The organism is Nocardiopsis rhodophaea (assembly GCF_039530945.1).
GTDB classification, from domain to species: domain Bacteria; phylum Actinomycetota; class Actinomycetes; order Streptosporangiales; family Streptosporangiaceae; genus Nocardiopsis_C; species Nocardiopsis_C rhodophaea.
In genome coordinates this window covers 49,497-67,388 of sequence record NZ_BAAAPC010000014.1, presented here as the reverse complement: position 1 = coordinate 67,388, position 17,892 = coordinate 49,497, and the positions used below count along the sequence as shown (strand labels likewise).

The 17,892-nt window shown below is 63.2% G+C and carries 13 protein-coding genes and 1 pseudogene; 3 read left to right on the top strand and 11 right to left on the bottom strand.

Translation table 11 applies throughout. From position 1 onward, the window contains the following. Nucleotides 1-56: 56 nt before the first annotated feature. The 4 genes from ABD259_RS16420 to ABD259_RS16400 all read right to left on the bottom strand — a co-directional run bounded on the left by ABD259_RS16420 (nt 57) and on the right by ABD259_RS16400 (nt 8,877). On the bottom strand, nt 57-2,837 hold the full coding sequence (locus ABD259_RS16420) for a DUF1156 domain-containing protein (RefSeq protein ID WP_344163606.1): 2,781 nt from the start codon (nt 2,835-2,837) through the stop codon (nt 57-59). A gap of 199 nt (nt 2,838-3,036) precedes the next feature. Beyond that, a complete protein-coding gene (locus tag ABD259_RS16415) occupies nt 3,037-6,465 on the bottom strand; it encodes a helicase-related protein (protein ID WP_344163604.1) in 3,429 nt (1,142 codons plus the stop codon). Between the two features lie 665 nt (nt 6,466-7,130). Next, on the bottom strand, nt 7,131-7,709 hold the full coding sequence (locus ABD259_RS16405; protein ID WP_344163601.1) for a class IV adenylate cyclase: 579 nt from the start codon (nt 7,707-7,709) through the stop codon (nt 7,131-7,133). 22 nt (nt 7,710-7,731) lie between these two features. Continuing rightward, the gene (locus ABD259_RS16400; protein WP_344163598.1) at nt 7,732-8,877 is read right to left on the bottom strand and encodes a radical SAM protein; all 1,146 of its coding nucleotides are present in this window, start codon (nt 8,875-8,877) and stop codon (nt 7,732-7,734) included. Between the two features lie 132 nt (nt 8,878-9,009). On the opposite strand from ABD259_RS16400, the gene ABD259_RS16395 reads away from it, so the two are divergent. Both ABD259_RS16395 and ABD259_RS16390 read left to right on the top strand, forming a co-directional pair. Next, nucleotides 9,010-10,206: a hypothetical protein gene (locus ABD259_RS16395; protein WP_344163595.1), complete on the top strand. Its 1,197-nt coding sequence runs from the start codon at nt 9,010-9,012 to the stop codon at nt 10,204-10,206. Further along, nucleotides 10,203-10,967 carry a glycosyltransferase family 25 protein gene (locus ABD259_RS16390; protein WP_344163593.1) on the top strand — a complete coding sequence of 255 codons (765 nt, stop codon included), beginning with the start codon at nt 10,203-10,205 and terminating at the stop codon, nt 10,965-10,967. Before ABD259_RS16395 ends, ABD259_RS16390 begins: the two co-directional genes overlap by 4 nt. Nucleotides 10,968-10,978: 11 nt before the next feature. Here ABD259_RS16390 and ABD259_RS16385 read toward each other — a convergent pair whose 3' ends face one another. The 5 genes and pseudogenes from ABD259_RS16385 to ABD259_RS16365 all read right to left on the bottom strand — a co-directional run bounded on the left by ABD259_RS16385 (nt 10,979) and on the right by ABD259_RS16365 (nt 13,608). Next, nucleotides 10,979-11,617, bottom strand: a complete 639-nt coding sequence (locus tag ABD259_RS16385) for an acyltransferase (RefSeq protein WP_344163590.1) — start codon at nt 11,615-11,617, stop codon at nt 10,979-10,981. 23 nt (nt 11,618-11,640) lie between these two features. Next, a complete protein-coding gene (locus ABD259_RS16380; RefSeq protein WP_344163843.1) occupies nt 11,641-12,372 on the bottom strand; it encodes an alpha/beta hydrolase in 732 nt (243 codons plus the stop codon). A gap of 128 nt (nt 12,373-12,500) precedes the next feature. Further along, on the bottom strand, nt 12,501-12,713 hold the full coding sequence (locus ABD259_RS16375) for a DUF397 domain-containing protein (protein ID WP_344163587.1): 213 nt from the start codon (nt 12,711-12,713) through the stop codon (nt 12,501-12,503). Continuing rightward, nucleotides 12,713-13,072, bottom strand: a pseudogene (locus tag ABD259_RS16370) (DUF5753 domain-containing protein); the annotation flags it as partial. The pseudogene ABD259_RS16370 and the gene ABD259_RS16375, both read right to left, overlap by 1 nt. Continuing rightward, nucleotides 12,991-13,608: a Scr1 family TA system antitoxin-like transcriptional regulator gene (locus ABD259_RS16365; protein WP_344163584.1), complete on the bottom strand. Its 618-nt coding sequence runs from the start codon at nt 13,606-13,608 to the stop codon at nt 12,991-12,993. The gene ABD259_RS16365 and the pseudogene ABD259_RS16370, both read right to left, overlap by 82 nt. Before the next feature lie 1,350 nt (nt 13,609-14,958). On the opposite strand from ABD259_RS16365, the gene secA2 reads away from it, so the two are divergent. Next, complete coding sequence (gene secA2 / locus ABD259_RS16360) at nt 14,959-17,262, top strand: accessory Sec system translocase SecA2 (RefSeq protein WP_425573538.1); 2,304 nt, start codon at nt 14,959-14,961, stop codon at nt 17,260-17,262. 81 nt (nt 17,263-17,343) lie between these two features. Here secA2 and ABD259_RS16355 read toward each other — a convergent pair whose 3' ends face one another. Together ABD259_RS16355 and ABD259_RS16350 are read right to left on the bottom strand one after the other, a co-directional pair. Continuing rightward, the gene (locus tag ABD259_RS16355) at nt 17,344-17,595 is read right to left on the bottom strand and encodes a hypothetical protein (RefSeq protein ID WP_344103468.1); all 252 of its coding nucleotides are present in this window, start codon (nt 17,593-17,595) and stop codon (nt 17,344-17,346) included. After that, nucleotides 17,588-17,803: a DUF2599 domain-containing protein gene (locus ABD259_RS16350; RefSeq protein ID WP_344163578.1), complete on the bottom strand. Its 216-nt coding sequence runs from the start codon at nt 17,801-17,803 to the stop codon at nt 17,588-17,590. Before ABD259_RS16350 ends, ABD259_RS16355 begins: the two co-directional genes overlap by 8 nt. Nucleotides 17,804-17,892: the final 89 nt, after the last annotated feature.

Genomic DNA, 17,892 nt, shown 5'->3' with positions numbered 1-17,892 from the left:
AACTCGGCGTGTGGGGCCAGGGGATCGGACTCAGGGGTTTGTGGCAGGGGGCGCTATCAGGTCTCCTCGTCGGTCTCCTCGCTGAAGTCGATCGCGCTCTGGACGGCAGTCGGCTCCTTGGGCTCCGAGCGTGCGGCCTCCAAGATCTCCGGCCAGCTGGTGACCAGTGTGTTAAAGGCGAGGGCATCCTTAGGCCGCTTGGTGTCCTCAGCAATGCGAAACAACAGGTGGCCGAGTTCCGTGATGAGGTCAGGGTCGGCGGCGTCGTCCCGCGACTGCGCGGCGCTCAGGAACACCCCGGCGGGGGTGACGCCGTCAGATTCCAGGATCCGGATGAGGTGGTGCAGCACCTCCCATGTCCCCACGTGCCGGTCGCTGAGCACGTTGTAGTCCGCAGGAAGGTCAGCGGGATGAATCAGCTGCACCTTGCCAGCGCGGCTGATGAGTATGCCCTCCCGGTCCATGACGGCCACACTCGTGTTGCGGGCCCGGGCCAGGTTGTCGGCGTCGCCGAACTTGCCAGCCTCATAGCCGTGCTGGCGATACCACGCCAGCGCGAACCGAGTACCAGCGTCGAAGTCGCCCTCCTGCTCGCTGACCACTTGGTCCAGGATTTCGTTGATACGCGCCAGTGCGCTGCGTACGGTCATATTTTTACCGTCAGGCTCGATGACCTTTGCGTACCGGCTAAACACCGCCATCCCAGGACCAATAGCGGCCTGGGGCAGGTCCACAGGGGAAATCCGACCCTGCCGCAGTTTCCGCAGCGCGTCCGGAAGCTCATCCTCCAACGCGCCGATGAAGCCCCGCCTGTCAGTGATGGGGGCTGTTTCAGGGCGGGGGCGGAGGGAAAGAACGATCGCCGAGGCCAGGGCATTGGCGCCCACAGAAATCATCCGGCCGCTGCGCTCGCTACGGTTCGGCCATGTGGAGGTAATCTCCCAACCCGACTGAATCATTCCGTCCAGCAGAGTTTCCCAACCTGTGGACACCTCACCACCGTCGTCGGATTCCGATTGTTTAAAGGCGTAATAGACGGTGATAGGGAAGTCAGATCGGGCAGACTTCCGCGCTTTGGCAAAAAACGAACGAAATCCACCCTCGAAGAACTCCTTAGCCCCATCCTTTCCGCCGTGACGGTAGGGATTAGCAACAAGCTCTTCTGACTTTGGAACGAGCATCGTCGCCAGCAAATCAGGGTAAACGCTGCGAAGAGCGCGTCTTAGCCAGATGTAGAAGTAGTCCGACAGGTCGGAATATCCAATGTTGTCATAATAGGGAGGGTCGGTGCTGATCAACCCCTCTTTCCCGCCTATCTTTGAGGCTGCATCCGCCTGGTGGGCGCTTGCACTCCCAACTGGTTCGAGCGCGTCTAGAACTCGGACAACCCCTCTCACCATGAAGGAAAAATTTCCGGATGATTCAGAGAAAGGATTAACTTCTGCGAAGTCCCACACCATTGGAATGGCCTGTCGCGCAAAAGTGTTCCGCACCCCCTCGTTCTTAGGGTCCGGCATCCACGTCGAGATACTTGAGCCATAGTCCGAAAGACGACTGACAGCAAATCCAAGATATGTAGCGACAGCGTCCCCATAGGCAGGAGTTCCGCCGTCCTCAAGCACTCGATCTCGAACCTCCGCCACGAGGTCGCTCAAAGTGGTCAGCACGAGAAGCTGGCGATTGGTGAACAGGCCAGAGAACCGTGTCAATCCGTATAGTGGTGTCCAGAGATTACGGGGATCATAGCCAAGTTCTTGGTCCGGGACGTTTTCCGGCCTCTGCGTCCTCGCTTCCTCCTCATGCTCTGGCGTCGGAGGAAGGTAGTTCCTACGACGGCGCCCTTCGGCCACGATGGACATGAGGACGGCGCCCATCCTGCCCGCAATGCCCTCGGCCTTAATGGTGTCTTTACTCACCACGCCATCACAGGCGACGCAAACAGCACCATGGCGCCCCGACATCGTCCCGTCTTGGTTATTGGTCGGTGCCCCCGCCGTGTCATGCCCGATCTCGAACTTCACTCGCTTTCCACTCGGGTGCGATGTGTCCGGCACAACTGTCGGTACGACGTAAGCTTCTTTCCCCTTCTTCTTCCCCAGCCACCACGACCTCACCAGGGGCATCTCGATACCGCAGGCCGGATTCGGGCAGGTCACGGTGCGTGCCCAGATCCAGGCGATCACCATCGCCTCGGACCCGTCCGGCAGCGTGGCTTTCGGGTACAGGTGCCCGATGCGCTTCTCCGCCTCGTCGCGCATCCACTCGCCATAGGCGCGCACATCGGCGGCCAGCCCTTCGGCACCTTTCCACTCGCGAATCTGGGACTCGGCCAGGCCGGGGGAGACCGGCGGCTGGTCGCGGAACTTCGGCGGGATCTCGATCAACGCCTTGTTGATCAGCACTGCCACCGGGTTGAGGTCGGAGGCGTGCGCCTCCAGGCCAAGCCGCTGGGCTTCCAAGGGGATAGTGCCGCCGCCAGCGAAGGGGTCAAGGATGGGAGGCGGATTGCCACCGGTGGAGGACATGATCTCCTCACGCGCCTCGGCCAGCAGCTTCTCGTCGCGCACGTTCTTCCATTTGACCAGCCGCTCGATAATGCCATGCAGCCGGTCACGCTCCTTGCGCTGCAGTTCCTCGGTAGGAAATTTATCGGGATGCGCCGAGGGATCATCTACAAGCTGCGCAAAGAGCACTGCCCGTGCTGCGGCCAGCGGGCGGCGCGCCCACCAGAGATGCAGGGTGGAGGGATGACCGTGACGAATCGACTTCTCCCGCGCTGATTCCTTGTTGATCGCCTCAAGCGGCAGCGCCACCTCGATCAGTTTCGGTTTGCCCACCGAAGAACTTGCCCTTCCCGCCCAGTACACCGGATTCCGATCCCCCCTGCGGATTGGCCCCAAGCAAGACGGGACTAATCCGCTATCCTCACATACCGTAACGGATCCGACCCATAGCACGCGGTGATGATCGGTCACGCTCCCGAGTCATCGCAGGTCGGAATCCTGCTATCACAACCCACCAATACTAGGCGCCTCGTCAGAAGGGTGCCCTCCCCTTGTCCCAGTAGCGAGCCCAGTCCGCGCGGATGCCAGTGATTTCCCGCCCACCTAGCTCCACTGCGTTGAACGGGTCAGCCAGGTACCGCACCTCGTCGTGTTCCGAACCACGAGGATCAACCCGCACCAGCGCCAGCCGGTACCGCGGCGCGGCGTTCTTGCTGACGATCACCTCGTTGTGGGTGACGAAGAAGTGCCCCGCTCCGGCCAGGCGCGCCTTCACCTCGATACGGATAGGGTCTCCACCGGGGGCGTCCGACAGCACGTCGTAGCCGGGGTTGTTGAAGGCCTGTTCCACCGGGGTACGTCCGAGCGCGCGCTCCCGCGCCAACACGGCAGTCACGCCACGACGCTCCACCTCCTTGGTTTCCACCGCGTGCACAGGCGCATCGGCTGGGAGATCCGGCTCGACCATGCTCACCGGGATGACCAGAGCCGAAGTCACCAGCTGCGGTGGCTTGGTGGACATCTGCTCCTGTCGGTCCAACTGCTCCCCTCGCCGCACAAGGCGCGCAGCCAGCTCGGCGGCTTTACGCTCCAGGCCCTCGGACGACTCCTTGGGCTTCTTACCGGCCGTCTCCTCTACCTTCGCAGCGGCAGCCTCGCTGTCCAGACGATTGATCTCCTGAGTGAGCCGTTGTACCACCTGCTCGCGGGTGCGCTGGATCTCTCGGGCCCGCCGCTGCCGCACTTCCTCCAGGTAGTCCGGGAGCCGATGCTCAACCATCCAGCTCGTGGCCTTCTCTTCCGCGTCGCCCAGCCACGGCAGTGCGCGGGCCTGCTGCACGGCCTCCACATCAGGTGCTGGCAGGCAATCCAGGTAAGGGGCGGGACCGGCGGGAGTAACGGTCCCGTCATCACCCACATAGGCGTAGCCGAGACGACGCGCCACACAGGCACCGGTAGCGTCGGCCACCTCCTCCAAGACCCCCACGAGGAGTGCTGGACGGTCAACCTTCGGCGACACCAGCACAGTGCCCCGCTCTAGCGCGTCGGACAACTGCTCAATGGTCAGATCGGCCACCGCGTCGTGAAGCGGATGGCCGGGGGCCAGCAGGTCGGCGCGGGCACCGCCGTCAAATTCGGTGCGCTCAATGTCGAAGGTGACGCGGTGGTACTTAGTGGACACCGACCGGTTGCGTGCGGCATGCCGCACGGGGACAGGGACGTTACTAATCTCGTAGCGGCCCTTCTCCCGCCGCGCCATCCGCCCGCCCAGCCGGTCGAAGGCGTGGCGGAAGGCCCATTCGATGTAGTGGGGTTGCAGACGGCGCGTGCGAGCCTCGTCCATCTGGCGACGCAGCGCCTCCAGGTCGGCCTCGGCCAGAGTGTCATGGGCGAGTGCTTGCTCCTCCAGAAGATCCTTGAGCCCTTCAGCGACCCTGTCATCGATCACACGGTTCATCTTCGCGCGGACCTCAGGACGCTCGCCGTAGCGGATCGCCTCCACCAGCAATCCGCGCAGCGGGGTCTCCTCGAACGCCGCCCCCAGCACATCGAAGACCTTGCCACCGTAAGCGGCGCGCTGCTCTTCAACCTTGTCCAGCAGCCGGGTGAACACCGCGCCCTCTCGAGTGTTGGCGGCCACCAAGTTCCACAGCCTGCACACCTCGGTCTGTCCGATGCGGTGGATCCGGCCAAAGCGCTGCTCGATGCGGTTCGGGTTCCATGGCAGGTCGTAATTCACCATCAGGTGTGCGGCCTGCAGGTTCAGGCCTTCGCCAGCGGCGTCGGTGGCCAGTAGTACATGGCAGGCGGTGTTGTTAGTGAACTCGGTGGTGATACGCCGCCGCTCGGCACGGCGCACACCGCCATGAATGGCTTGCACCGCGTTAGGCCTGCCCAGCAGGGTACGGATCCGGGTGCTGAGATAGTCCAATGTGTCCCGGTGCTCGGTGAAGATAATGAGCTTGCGCGGGGCGCCGTCAGAGTGGTGGGCCAGCGCGTTGTCCTCCAGGATGGTGCGTAGCTCGGCCCACTTGCGGTCGGTGCCACTGTCGCGCACCTGCTTGGCCAAGGCGATCAGGTCCGCCAGCTCCCCAAGCTCAGTGCGCAGCTCGTTCGCCGTCTGCGCCGCGGTAGCGGAGTCCAGGAGCTCCTCCTCGGCCTGCTCGATCTCGGCGGCATTGTGCTCTTCAGGGTTGTCCAGGGCATCTAGATCCAGCTCTGGCTCGGGATCGGCAACCGAGCGGCCGACCAGCACGTCGTTCAGGCGGCGCTCCAACCGATCTGCGCGACGGCGCAACGAGCGGTAGATCGCTTGGGGGCTGGAAGCCAGTCGGCGCTGCAAGACGGTGAGGGCGAAGCCCACGGTGGTCCGGCGTTTGCCATCCAGGTGATCGGCGCGGTTCATGCCCTGGCGCACGTAGGAGGTGACCTGTTCGTAGAGACGGCTTTCCAGCGATGTGAGCTCGTAGGGGACGGTCTGCGCGATCCGTTCGGGAAAGAGGGGCTTGCCGTCGAAGGTGCACAGCTCCTCTTTGACCATGCGCCGCATGACGCCATCGGTGTCGGCGCTGTGTACGCCATGCCTGAACCGCCCAGCAAAACGGTCCCGGTCCAGCAGGGTGAGGAATAGCTGGAAGTCCTCCTCTTTACCTGAGTGCGGGGTAGCGGTCATCAGCAAGAGGTGGCGGGTGCGCTCACCGAGCAGCTCTCCCAGTTGGAAGCGCTTAGTCTTCTCGAGCTTGCCGCCAAAGTAGTGCGCACCCATACGGTGAGCCTCGTCTACAACGACCAGGTCCCACTCGCCGTCCCGCAGCTGGTCCAGCAGGTTTCGATTGCGGGCGAGCTGGTCCATCCTGGCAATCAGCAACGGGTGGTGATCGAACACCGAGGCGTCGACGTCGGCGTCGACCAATTGCGAGGTGAGGATTTCAAAGCGCAGTCCGAACTTGAAGCGCAGCTCATCCTGCCACTGCTCCACCAGCCCGCCAGGCGCCACCACCAGACAGCGGTGCACATCGTCGCGGAGCATCAGCTCCTTGATGTATAGACCCGCCATGATGGTCTTGCCGGCCCCCGGATCGTCGGCCAGCAGAAACCTCAAGGGGGTGCGAGGTAGCAGCTCGCCGTAGACCGCGCGGATCTGGTGCGGCAGCGGTTGTACGTCGCTGGTCGCGACCGCGAGCATCGGATCGAACAGCCCGGCGAGCCTGATGCGCTGGGCCTCCGAGACGAGCTTGAAATCGCGTGCGTCGGCGTCGAACGGTCTCCCCGAGCCAGCTACCAGGGATAGTGCTGCCTCGTCCGAGCGATACAGCAGCTGCTGTGCGAGTGCACCGTCCCGCCGCTTGTAGGTCAGCTCCACCGCGTCGGTGCCGTGCCAAGCCGCAGCGATCACCGCGACCGACTCGCCAGGTACGATGCCACCGACTCGAACCCCGGCCTTGAGGTCCTCCAGTTGCACTGCTTCTCCCTTTACTTGGGTTTCACCTCGAAAGAAGCATAGAGACGGCGTGTGACACCCGTTCATGTTCGACGTATTGCCATCCGCCCTGGTTGGTGTGCGCTGAGTCTCAGAACAGTGGGATGAGAACGAACGGAATGGCAAGCGTCTACTGACGCTTTTTCATCCGGTCTCGCGGACCTGAAGCACAAGAACCGCTGGGGCGACCTGCCCGGCGCGTAGCGGGCAGCAGCGGAGATTCCGCAGGACATGCCAGTTCTTCAGCACGGCGCTGGTCCGCTCGCCGGGGCCACCGCAGCGCGTCGGGCAGGGCGGCTGCCTTGCACACGTACCGCCAGGCGGTGGTCGTGGCGTCTCCGAAGCCGAGCGCCAGGGTGGTGGGCGCGCTTTTCCTCAGGTAGACCAGGACGAGCAGGGCCTGGTGAGCCGGGGTCAGAGCCCGCCAAGGCGACATGATGCGACTGCGGTGGATCCGGATGAGGCCAGCGGTGTAGTTCAGAGTCCGGCGTGACAACGGCAGCGCGACGCGGTAGCACAGCATCGGAGTCCCATGTGCGGTGGCCGATCGTTGTTGACGGACCATCTGCCAAGGACTTCTTCGTGTCGTGGGGTGTATCAAGCAGCCGTCGCCAAAGCGTGACCTGCGAGTTCAGGAGGAAAATGCCTCAATGTTCGCGGATACCGGACAGGTCCGCTACTTCGGTGCGGAAGCGAAGGTCTGTAATGGTGGCCAGGTCGATGCCGTAACGGGAGTAGACCTTGGTGGTGTTCTCGCCTGTCAGTTGCTCTTCGTTGTAGCCCAATTGAACAGCGATACGGATCACCTCATCGCGGTCCGCACCCTCGATTTCGAGGTAAGGCGGGATGAGCGGCCAGGAGTCGATCTCCAGTTGTGCCCCATCTAGGGCGAAGCTGCGGCGGTGGTTCTCCTGGTAGGCCTTGGGCTGGTAGCCGAGCTTGGCTAGGAGGAGGTTGGTGGTCTCGAAGTCGGAGACGATGACTTCGGTCTCCACGGTGCCGCCGATCTCGTCGGAGTTGATCTCCTTGATGGTCAGCGTGGTTTGGGAACCTGTGTCGCGCAGGCGAATCCAGCGAGAGGCGTCACCGACTTCGATGTCGTAGACATAGCGTCGCTGCAGGGCCTCACCCACCTTGACTCCGCCCTGGTCAAGGATCCGGGCTGCCACTTGCTGGGGGTCGATGTCGAGGATCTTGGCTTCGTATTCGATGGCGGTCTGGCTCACCGTTGTCATAAACCTTCGGTCGTTACGAGATCGCGTCAGGGCTAGAGACACGTATCAGCCTGTCATAGTCCGCCTCGCGGAGTCTGCGGACTTCGTGAGCTAGTGGGTGCCTAAGGAAGTCGCCAGCTCTCAGGCACAGGTCCATGCGTTGCAGACACACGCCGATGAGGTATTCCTGCTCTTGGGAGTAGTACAGGCGCAGTCCGTAGAACCCTTCCTGGCAGTCGGTGTCGTTGTTGAATCGGCACGAGGCACACGTGGTGGGAAGTCGTACGGGCCGGATCCATTTGACGTAGACCCGTCGGCCGTCGTCAAGACGGTAGGCGGTACGTGCTCCTGAGGCGCCCGCCGTGAGGTATCGGGCTTCGGGGGTGGCACCACGGTTGGCTAGTACCTGATCGATGGCATCCAGGGACGCTTGTCCGTGATCGAGGGAGTTGAGGAGCCGAACCGATAACTCGGGTGTGTAGGTGTCGAGGAGTCGGTGGACTCGCTCGACATGGCTCTTGTCCACGACGACGATGTTCGCGCTCGCCTTGATGCCGTTGTCCACACAGGCGGCTATAGATTCGCGAAGAGCGGTGATCTTGGCTTTGGCACGGCCGACGTCGCGGAAGCGCGCGTGCTGGACTTGCGCGAGCTCGGCTGCGGTGGTGCCGAAGATCGAGAAGTTCACCCGAGTGAGGCCAGCGCCCGCGCACGCGGTGATCTGGCGCGCTCCATTTTCGCCGTTGGAGGTCATGCAGACGTTGTAACCGACGTCGCGGGCAGCCCCGATGATCTCGGGTAGGCGGGGGTGGAGGGTGGGTTCGCCGCCGGTCAGATGGAGCTCGTTGAGCTCAAGACTGTCACGCAGGCGTGCGAGAGCGTCGACGAATGCCTGGTCAGGCTTCATAGGGGCGGGAAGGAAGCGCGCACCGTTCGTCGCCGCGTAGATGGATACGCGTCCCGAGGCGCCCGCTGAGATGAACCCACCTCTGGTACGTCTTCGGTTGTCGGTGAGTACGGGTGTTCCCTCGTTGTGGCAGAACGTACAGGTCATTCCACATGCGTCCAGGATCTTGGCTCTGAGCGTGGTATCAGGGGAAACGTAGGTGGGAATGTCGTCGCCGTTGGTTCTCACTGAAAATCCTTCAAGTTGAGAATAGGAATCGGAGATGTCTTGCATACACGGACCAGAAGGTGAGAGGGAGTCGAAGCTGCTGGAGCACACATGATCGCCCCCGGTGGAATCAGCGACTAGCCCATATGCCACCCAATCCCTGGACACCAAAAGCGGCGGTGGACATATACTGGACAAGTGTTGTCCAACCCCCACAGGCTGCCCATTGATTTCGTCGCTCATCAGTTGAAGAAATTGAGGCGGGGAAACGGGCTAGCTCTGCCACCGATAGTCATGGAGCTCGACCCAGCACTCCGCACGTACCTGCTCGATCGTGACGCCGGAGCGGTGGAACCCGCCGAACAGATCGTCGATCTTGTACGCCGCTTCCGTCATGCAGTAGATACGCTGGATGTCCAGCAGCGCCTCTACGTTCAGGTCGACCTCGGCCTATCGCCAGCACATTCCTGTCGCACCTTGACTGAGCGCCAGGAATCCCTAGCTGCAGATCTCGGATGCGCGTCCAAGACCGTTCGGCGACGTTCGGATAAGGCCTTCGAAGCTCTCGCCCTGCACTTGCTTAGTCCGCCCGCTGAGAGCAGTCCGTCTCCAGCTCGATACGGGTGCGGGGAGCAGGGAAGCCTGGTGGGTGGCGAGGCGGAACTGCTGGCAAGGTTTTGGAACGTATCACCTGCAACACGCCTCGACATCGTCTGCTCGGAGATTCCGGAAGAAGAACGGCCTTATTTCGCGTCGCCGGCCGATCGAAACTACCTCAGGTACGCGAAATTCGCTGACCTGGATACACTCATCTACGTCAAGACCAGGATTGCGCAGATCTGCCCCCAGGCAACGGTTCGTGACTTTGCCCCCTCGGAGTATCACGACGCCAACGCCGACACCCTGATCGTGATTGGTGGGCCTCCGTGGAACTCCAAATACCGAGAGTTCCTGCCGCAGCTGCCTTATTACTTTGAGCCTCATGAGCTGGGTGAGGACGACCCTCTGATCGTGCCCGCGCTGAACGGCCTGTCTCTGGGTCCCGTTTGGAGCCCCGACCGTAGCCTGCTGGAGGACGTTGCAATTCTGACTCGGCTCGCCTTGGCTCAAGGCACCACCGTGTACCTGCTGGGCGGTTGCCTGACACTGGGCGTGTTAGGGGCAGCCAAGCTCTGCCTTGACAGCCGCCGAGGAGTGCCCAACGTCAGCTATGCCCAGGAACGAATTGGTGAGGACGACTTCGTTCTGGTTTGTGAGACACGGCGGCTCGGAGGTATAACCGACACCGCTGTCCTGGGAGACTCTGGGCCGCTACTGCTGATGTCCAGAGCAGGCAACGCCCCCTTCACTGTGCTTACCGACAACACCGAGCGCTACCGAGGTAGCAGACGATGACCGACAACGAGCACAAGTGTCCGTCTGTCGCCCCGGCCGACGTTGGCACATATGTCATCAACCTCAAGCGTCGCCCCGACCGACGTCAGCGCATACTGAGGCAGCTCCCATTGGACCTGCCCCCTCTACTGACCTCATACTGGCAAGGCCCATTTGACGGCGTCTCGCTGAAGCGATCGGACATCGAGGCGTTGGGCTACAGGCTCTTCGAATGGCGGATCGACTCCGACAACCCCTGGTGGAATCGCCCGCTGAAGTACGGCGAGATCGGCTGCTCGCTGGCTCACCTTTCCTGCTGGCAGCACGCCGACACACGGCAAGAACCATTCACGATGGTCTTGGAAGATGATGCTGAACTCGCACCGTGCTTCCTGGACAGCCTATTGTCCGGTCTCCAACGGCTGGGATGCCTGAATGAGGAGGTCGACCTCGTCTATCTCGGCCGCTATCCGCTCACGGCCGATACACCTGCACCCATCCAGGGCTTCGTCCGGCCCGGCTACAGTCACTGCACCTTCGGCTACCTACTGACCCGCTCAGGGCTCAAGAAGGTCTTGAAGGCGCGCCTTGGCGATTCCATTTTGCCTGTGGACGAGTTCCTTCCGGCCCTCTACATTGATCATCCTCGTCCTGATGTACGACGCCGCTTTCCACGATGTCTGAACGCCTTTGCCTTCTCCCCGCCCCTCGTGACCCAGTTACCGAAGGATCTAGCAGGCAGCGACACCGAGGACTCTCCGTTCGTCGAAAACGTTTCGTGATCTCTGATCACTCATCTACGCCGCGCAGTCGTCCATTGAGAGATGAGTCCGCTCAGCCGTTCGCCGGGCCAGTCACGGACTGGTGTATGGTTGTTGACGCCCACCACGACACTCTCTGGCGGAACGTCACGGGTGACGGTCGCGCCAGCAGCGACGTAGCTACGTGGGCCGATCGTCACCCCACCAATGACGTGCGCCCCGTAACCCACGACGCTATCGTCGACGATGGTCGGTGCGGGCTCGTCAACTTCCCACCATCCCTGGTGAGGGCGGGTGTACTCATGCACGAGGTCACCCATGACGGTGCAGCGCTCACCGATGAAGGTGGCGTCGCACACGAACCCAGCCACGCGGGACTCAGGACCGATCGTGACGCGGTCACACACATAAGCACCGTAAACGAGACGACTCCGGGCACCTACAACAGTGTCGTAACCGATACGCACACGGTCTTCGACCAAGCAGTCATCGCCGAGTGACACGCCTTCATAGAGGATGACCTGGTTCATCAGGATGCATCCGTTCCCAATGCGCACCCGTGCCCCGGGGGCAGAGGGGACGCCTCCGCTCTGATAATCGCGCAGCCGCGCTTCTTTGGGACAGCCCAGCGTGCAGTGCTCTCCGATCAGGGCGTTATCAGCAACATCCACCGGGCCATATAGGTGTGCCCCACTCACGCGGCATCGCCCGCAGTTAGCCACGTCAATGTGTGGCCGATGGCCTCGTCCTCGCGGTCGCGGGAATCAAAGCCATGATCGGATCCTTCGATCGTTCGAAATTCGGTGTGGTTCCGCTCTTCAGCGGCTGCCCGGGCGATGTCGTAGGAGACGTAGCTGTCGTGGTCACCGTGGATAACCAGGGCAGGGACCTGGGAGCGGCTAAATTCCTTCAATGGGTCGTAGCGAGCGAGTTCTTGCCACAGCACCTGTCCGATCGGGAACTCGTCATCGATCAGCAGACGGCCCTGCTCGTGCAGCTGGCGCTGTGGCCCTGGTCCGAAGTTCTTTGTTCCCCAAGGGAGCTCAGGGTGGAGGAAGGTGTGGTCGAGGTCGAGCACGGGATTCCAGAGGACCAGGCGGTGGAGCTGCATCTCTAAGGTCGGGAGCAGCAGTGCGGTCGGCACGGCCCCGAAACTGGCAGCGATCACAGCAAGCGGCCCAGGGGCCACTTCCATTGCATGCTTTACGACGGCTTGGAGATCCAGCATCTCTCCGGCGATCGTCACCCCTTCTGGAGCGCCGTCGCTCTTGCCGTGCCCACGGAATGAAAATCGGATGACAGTGAATCCAGCCTTGGCAAGCCGTTCCGCCAACCGGACGAACATCCCTCCCTCGTCTTTGTCAACAGTGATGCCGTGCGCCTGGACGACTGTCCCTCGTGCCCTGCTTGTATCTGCTGTGTGCATGGACGCGTCAAGCCGCACTCCGTCAAGAGCACGCACGTCGAATGAGTGCATAGGAAACTCCTGGCTAATGGGGGGTGACTTCCAGAGATCGGAAACCAAAGATTGGCTCCCGCACCCACCGAATCAGATCATAGCTCGTCGTTCTTGACTCCGGCGATAAAGGAGTGCCACTCCGCGGAAGCGAAGAAGAGAGCACCAAGATGGCGATTCATGCTGTCGCGCAGACCCGTGACAGGCCCTTCTGTGACTTCCACGCAGGTTCCCTTTTCCTGGGTGTAGGTGGATGTGTGCCACTCACGGGCTGCTGGGGAGACAGCCTCTGTGAGATATCTCGTCAACATCAGTGCTTTTCCAGGTCAGTCGCGAGTTGATGGATGTAGTCGCGGGATTCTTTCACCGGAAGAGCGGCAGCTTGAAAGTATTCAAACGTCCGCTCATGGTGGGCGAGTTCGTCCGCCCCCTCGAAGAAGTGTCCGTTCGGAGGAACATCGATGAAGCCGACCCGATCGGATGCTCCGAGGTGGAGGAGGGTGATCCCGTAAGGCATGGACATACCTCGGGCCAATGGCAGGACCTGAAGATCTAGGTTGGGGCGTTCGCTCATTTCGACGAGGTGGTTCAGCTGTGCCTGCATGACTCTCGGTCCACCGACAGCGCATCGCAGGGCTGATTCATCGATGACCGACCACACGTGGGTGGGTTTTCTCGATCTAAGACGTTGATGCGCCGTTCGATCCGCGCATCGGTCCGCCGCTGTCGTTCCTGGGGGTCGTCGACAAGACCACGTGACATCATCGCAGCGATGTAGTCGGGGTGCTGAAGCAGGCCCGGGAGTAGCCCCACAGCGTACTCATGGATCTTGGAGGCCTCGTTCTCAAGGCCGTAGAAGGCATTCCCCGCGACGTCTTCGTACTGGAACCACCATGGCTTCTGCTTACGGGCCGCCTTGGCGATCTCGACGAGCTCCTCGCGTAGGCCTTCGCTAGCACCGTAGAGACGGCAGAGCGCGGCTACGGCCTCAGTGCTGAGCCGCACGAATCTCCCGTTCTCGATCCGGTACATCTTGCTGATGTCCCAGCCCATCTCCTTAGCGACCTGCTCCTGAGACAGCTTCGCCTGAGAACGAAGCCGCTTGAGCTGGCTTACGAGATAGTGCCGACGCACCGGAGAGCCCTGGGCCACCGCCGTCTCCTTCTCTGCCTTGCCTTCGCCTTCAGTGCTGCTGGCTTGAGACATCTTCTCACCGCACACAAAATAGACATCTCTGTAGATTGCATGCCTTGTTTTTTACAGGCCTTGCAAATTGCCTGCCCTGCATCTAGCTTAGAAGGTGTCGGGAAGTTCAACACCCTCTCCACTAGCTGGTTCGTCTTGTCCCAAAGACGGACTTCAGGAGGCATCGATGTCCGTACCGACATCCCTCGGCCAGATCCGCAGCTCACTTCTCTCTCAGCTCCAGGCTGAGATCCACTGCTTGGGAAGACCCGCACTCGTTGCGCTCGGCAACACCGACTACCCCGTGCTCTACGCCCCCCGACCTGACGGCACGCGCGTGGCAATCGTGGCCATGCGGCTCCTGGACAGGTGGTGGTTCATCGCTGGCGACCGGAACCCGATTCCCGTAGACAGCCCCGCGAGTGTCGCCCACTTGCTTATCGAAGACGCCAAGAGGGACGTAAGAGAACTCTTCTCGCGGCGCCCTCGGCCGCGCGGATCTCGGATGGCCGCAGCTGCGGCATGACATCGAGGGCTCTGCCGGGTGCGCCCACACCCGACAGAGCAACAGCAACCCCGAACTCTGACGAAACGAGGTCACGTCATGAACTGTAACCGCTCCCCCAGTCGCAGCCCCGACGCGGATCCCGCTGTACGAAGCCGCGCATCAGGGGGTGCGCCCCGTGCTCGAGCTCACCCCTGATGAGGCCCGCTGCCTGCGGGAACTCGCTGACCGGATTGTCGAGGCGACGCAGGACCGCTCCTATTGGTTCTCCGCTGCCCGTGACACCTCGCTCGCGATCCTCGCCCGGGCCACCGACTGGCTCGGCGACGCCTGCGAGCAGAGTCTCCCTGCAGACGTGCACCCCCGTCAGCGGCTGGGGCTCGCGCCACGGCAGCCACTCATGTGCATCCGGCCTGACGGCCATACCGGAAGGCACATGGACGCTTCCGGACACTGTTGGAGCGAGAGACCAGATGGCACCCCAGCGGTGGGCTCTCCGCTTCCCCGCATAAACCAATGAGGAACGCCGCGTCCTGGAAGGAGAGGGGCCTACCGGGACGCGGCACACAGCGGGGGCCCGGTGGAGGGGGCCGGGCACCCGTTCCCGCAGGACACGGCCTACAAGGCCGGGCCTGCACCCCCGCCCAAAGTCTGGGAGGTGCAAAGGGCTGTCAGCAGCAAGACGCTCCTGGCCCTTTCAGTTGGGGATAAGCGACCGTGCGGTAGTTCGCGATCCCCAACTGAAAGGGCCAGGAGCGTCCCTCTAGCATGAGGAGCCGAGTTCCTCCCGCCTGGGTTTCACCCAGTCGTCCTGCTTTCTGCTGGTGGAGGATGTGGTGGCCTTTTTCGACCTACACGAGCGCGTGATGCGGCTATTGGACCGGCCTGGTCACGTCGACATGGGCCGGTTCCAGCACGTCGTCAAGGCCGCGAGTGGTCTCGAACCGCGGATGCGGGAGTTGCGCGACGACGAGCTCCGGCGCCGTGCCGAGGTGATCCGTGCGGCCTCGCTCGACGGGACCGATCCCGACCCTACGGAACTATGCGCCCTGGGACGCGAAGCGGCCCGGCGCGCGCTCGGCGAGCGGGCATTTGATGTGCAGCTCCTCGGTGCCCTGGGGATGCTCTCCGGGCACGTCGTGGAGATGGCCACCGGCGAGGGCAAAACCCTCGTCGGGGCGATGACCGCGGCCGGATACGCGCTGCGCGGCCACCGCGTACACGTGATGTCGGTCAACGACTACCTCGCCCGGCGCGACGCCGAATGGATGCGTCCGGTTTTCGAGATCCTGGGGGTCTCGGTCTCCTGGGTTGCCCAGGACTCCTCATGGTCCGAGCGCCGCGATGCCTACTCGCGCGACGTCGTCTACGGATCGGTGAGCGAGTTCGGCTTCGACGTACTGCGTGACCGGCTGCGCGAGGACACGGCGCAGATCGTCCAGCCGCGGCCCGACGTGGCCATCGTCGACGAAGCCGATGCCGTGCTCGTCGACGAGGCCCGCGTACCGCTGGTCCTGGCCGGTGCCGCTGGCGAGGAGGACGACGGCGACACCCTGATCGCCCGTATCGTCGCTGGCCTCACCCCCGACCTGCACTACGAGGTCGGCGAGGACGGCGTGGTGGTGAACCTGACCGACGCAGGCCTGGAGCGCGTAGAGGAGGAGCTGGGCGACCTCGACTTGTACACGGACGCCCACGCCGACACCCTGTCCCGCGTCAACGTCGCCCTCTACGCCCACGCCCTACTCCGCCCCGACGTCGACTACATCGTCCGTGACGGGGCTGTCCAGCTGGTCAGTGCGTCACGGGGGCGGGTGGCGCTGCGCCAGCGCTGGCCCGACGGCCTCCACGCTGCCGTCGAGGCCAAAGAGCGGGTCGCCTCGACTGGCGGGGCCGAGGTCCTTGACTGGATGCTGATCCAGGCCCTCGTCGGGCGCTACGAGCGGGTCTGTGGGATGTCGGGGACGGCGATGGCCGCGTGCGAGCAGCTGCGCGAGTTCTACCGACTGGAGGTCGGCAAGGTGCCGACCAACCGGCCCTGCATACGCGATGACCAGCCCGACCGCGTTTACGCCACCACCACCGACAAGGAAGAAGCACTCGTCGAGCACGTGGCCGAGGTCCACGCGAGCGGCCGTCCCGTTCTGATCGGCACGATGGACATCGCCGAGTCGGAGCGCCTGGCCGCCCTGCTCCGTAGGGAGGGGATACGCCCGACCGTGCTCAACGCAAAGAACGACGCGGAGGAAGCGCGCATCATCGCCGAGGCCGGAACGTTCGGCGCTGTCACGGTCTCCACCCAGATGGCGGGTCGGGGCACGGACATCCGACTTGGCGGAGCCGACGGAGCCGACCATGACCGGGTAGCGGGAGTGGGCGGCCTGCACGTGGTCGGGTCGAGCCGCTACTACACACGCCGCCTTGACGATCAGCTCCGGGGCAGGGCGGGCCGTCAGGGGGACCCCGGGAGCTCGGTGTTCTTCCTCAGCCTCGACGACGAGCTGATCACGCGCAACGTCCCGGACCTGCGGCGCCCGCCGCGCAGTGCCGCCAACGGCCGACTGGACGACCGCCGCACGAAGTTCACCGCCGAGCACGCTCAGCGGGTGGCCGAGGGCGCGCACCTGGACATCCATCGCACGACGTGGCGCTACAACCAGCTCCTACAGATCCAGCGGGACGAGGTCCTCGCCCACCGCGACGAGATCATGCTCGGCCCGGCTGCGGCGAACCAGCTCGCCGAGCTGCGCGCGGAGCGCTTCTCGAGCCTCGTGGACGAGGTCGGGGAGGTGGTCCTGGACAAGGCATCGCGGGTGATCTTCCTGTTCCACCTCGATCAGCGCTGGTCGGAACACCTCGACTACCTCAGTGCCATGCGCGAGGGCATCCATCTGCGCGCACTCGGACGCGAGAGCCCCTTGAACGCCTTCCACCGCGAAGCCGTCGCGCAGTTCCGACCGTTCTTCGACGACGTCCGCGAACGCGCCGCCGCGACATTCGACAAGGCCAAGATCATCGCCGACGGCCTGGACACCGACGCGGCGGGCCTGAACCGGCCGACCTCCACCTGGACCTACATGGTCCACGACAACCCATTTGGAGACCCGGAGGAGCGCTTCCTGGAGTTCCTCGGTTCGATCATCCGCTACTCCATCCGCGGCAAGGACTAGTAAGTCGGCTGCCTCTCGGACGACCCGACCATCCACCTCGACCGCGCCGACCCCAGCTGGCGGGACCGGGCTCCCGATCGTTCAGCTACGCTTCGAGCGCGTGCGCAGCAGGACGACGATGGATACGCAGATGAGGGCCAGCCCCACGCCGACGCCGCCGAGGAAGCCGATGGCTTCCAAAGCGGTGATGGTGTTATCGCCGTCGCTCTCGTCCGCCGCGACGCCCGCGGAGTAGGCGTACACCAGGGCCACCGCAAACAGCGCCACGCCGACGAGGCCGAGAGCGGCACTCAGCAGCGCCTTGGGAGCGCTTCCCGATGGTCTGTCATTCATCGCCGTCTCCAGACTGCTCACAGGTGATCTCCGCGTACGGGTTGCACTTCTTGGCCATGGTCTTCGCCAGTCCGACGTTGGGCCGCCAGCTCTCCAGGTTCCAGGTGCCCTTGAAAATCGGGCGGGGATCCGCCGTGGCGTTGGCGACCGCCGCCGGAGCGGTGGCGAGGCCCAGGGCGACGAGGCTCGCGGTGGCAACGGTGGACATGCGGACATGGGGGGATTCGAGAGACTGGCACGCAGTTCCTTGCTCGGTAGGCTTCACCGGAAAGAAGATCGGTCGCGTGCTGAAAAATC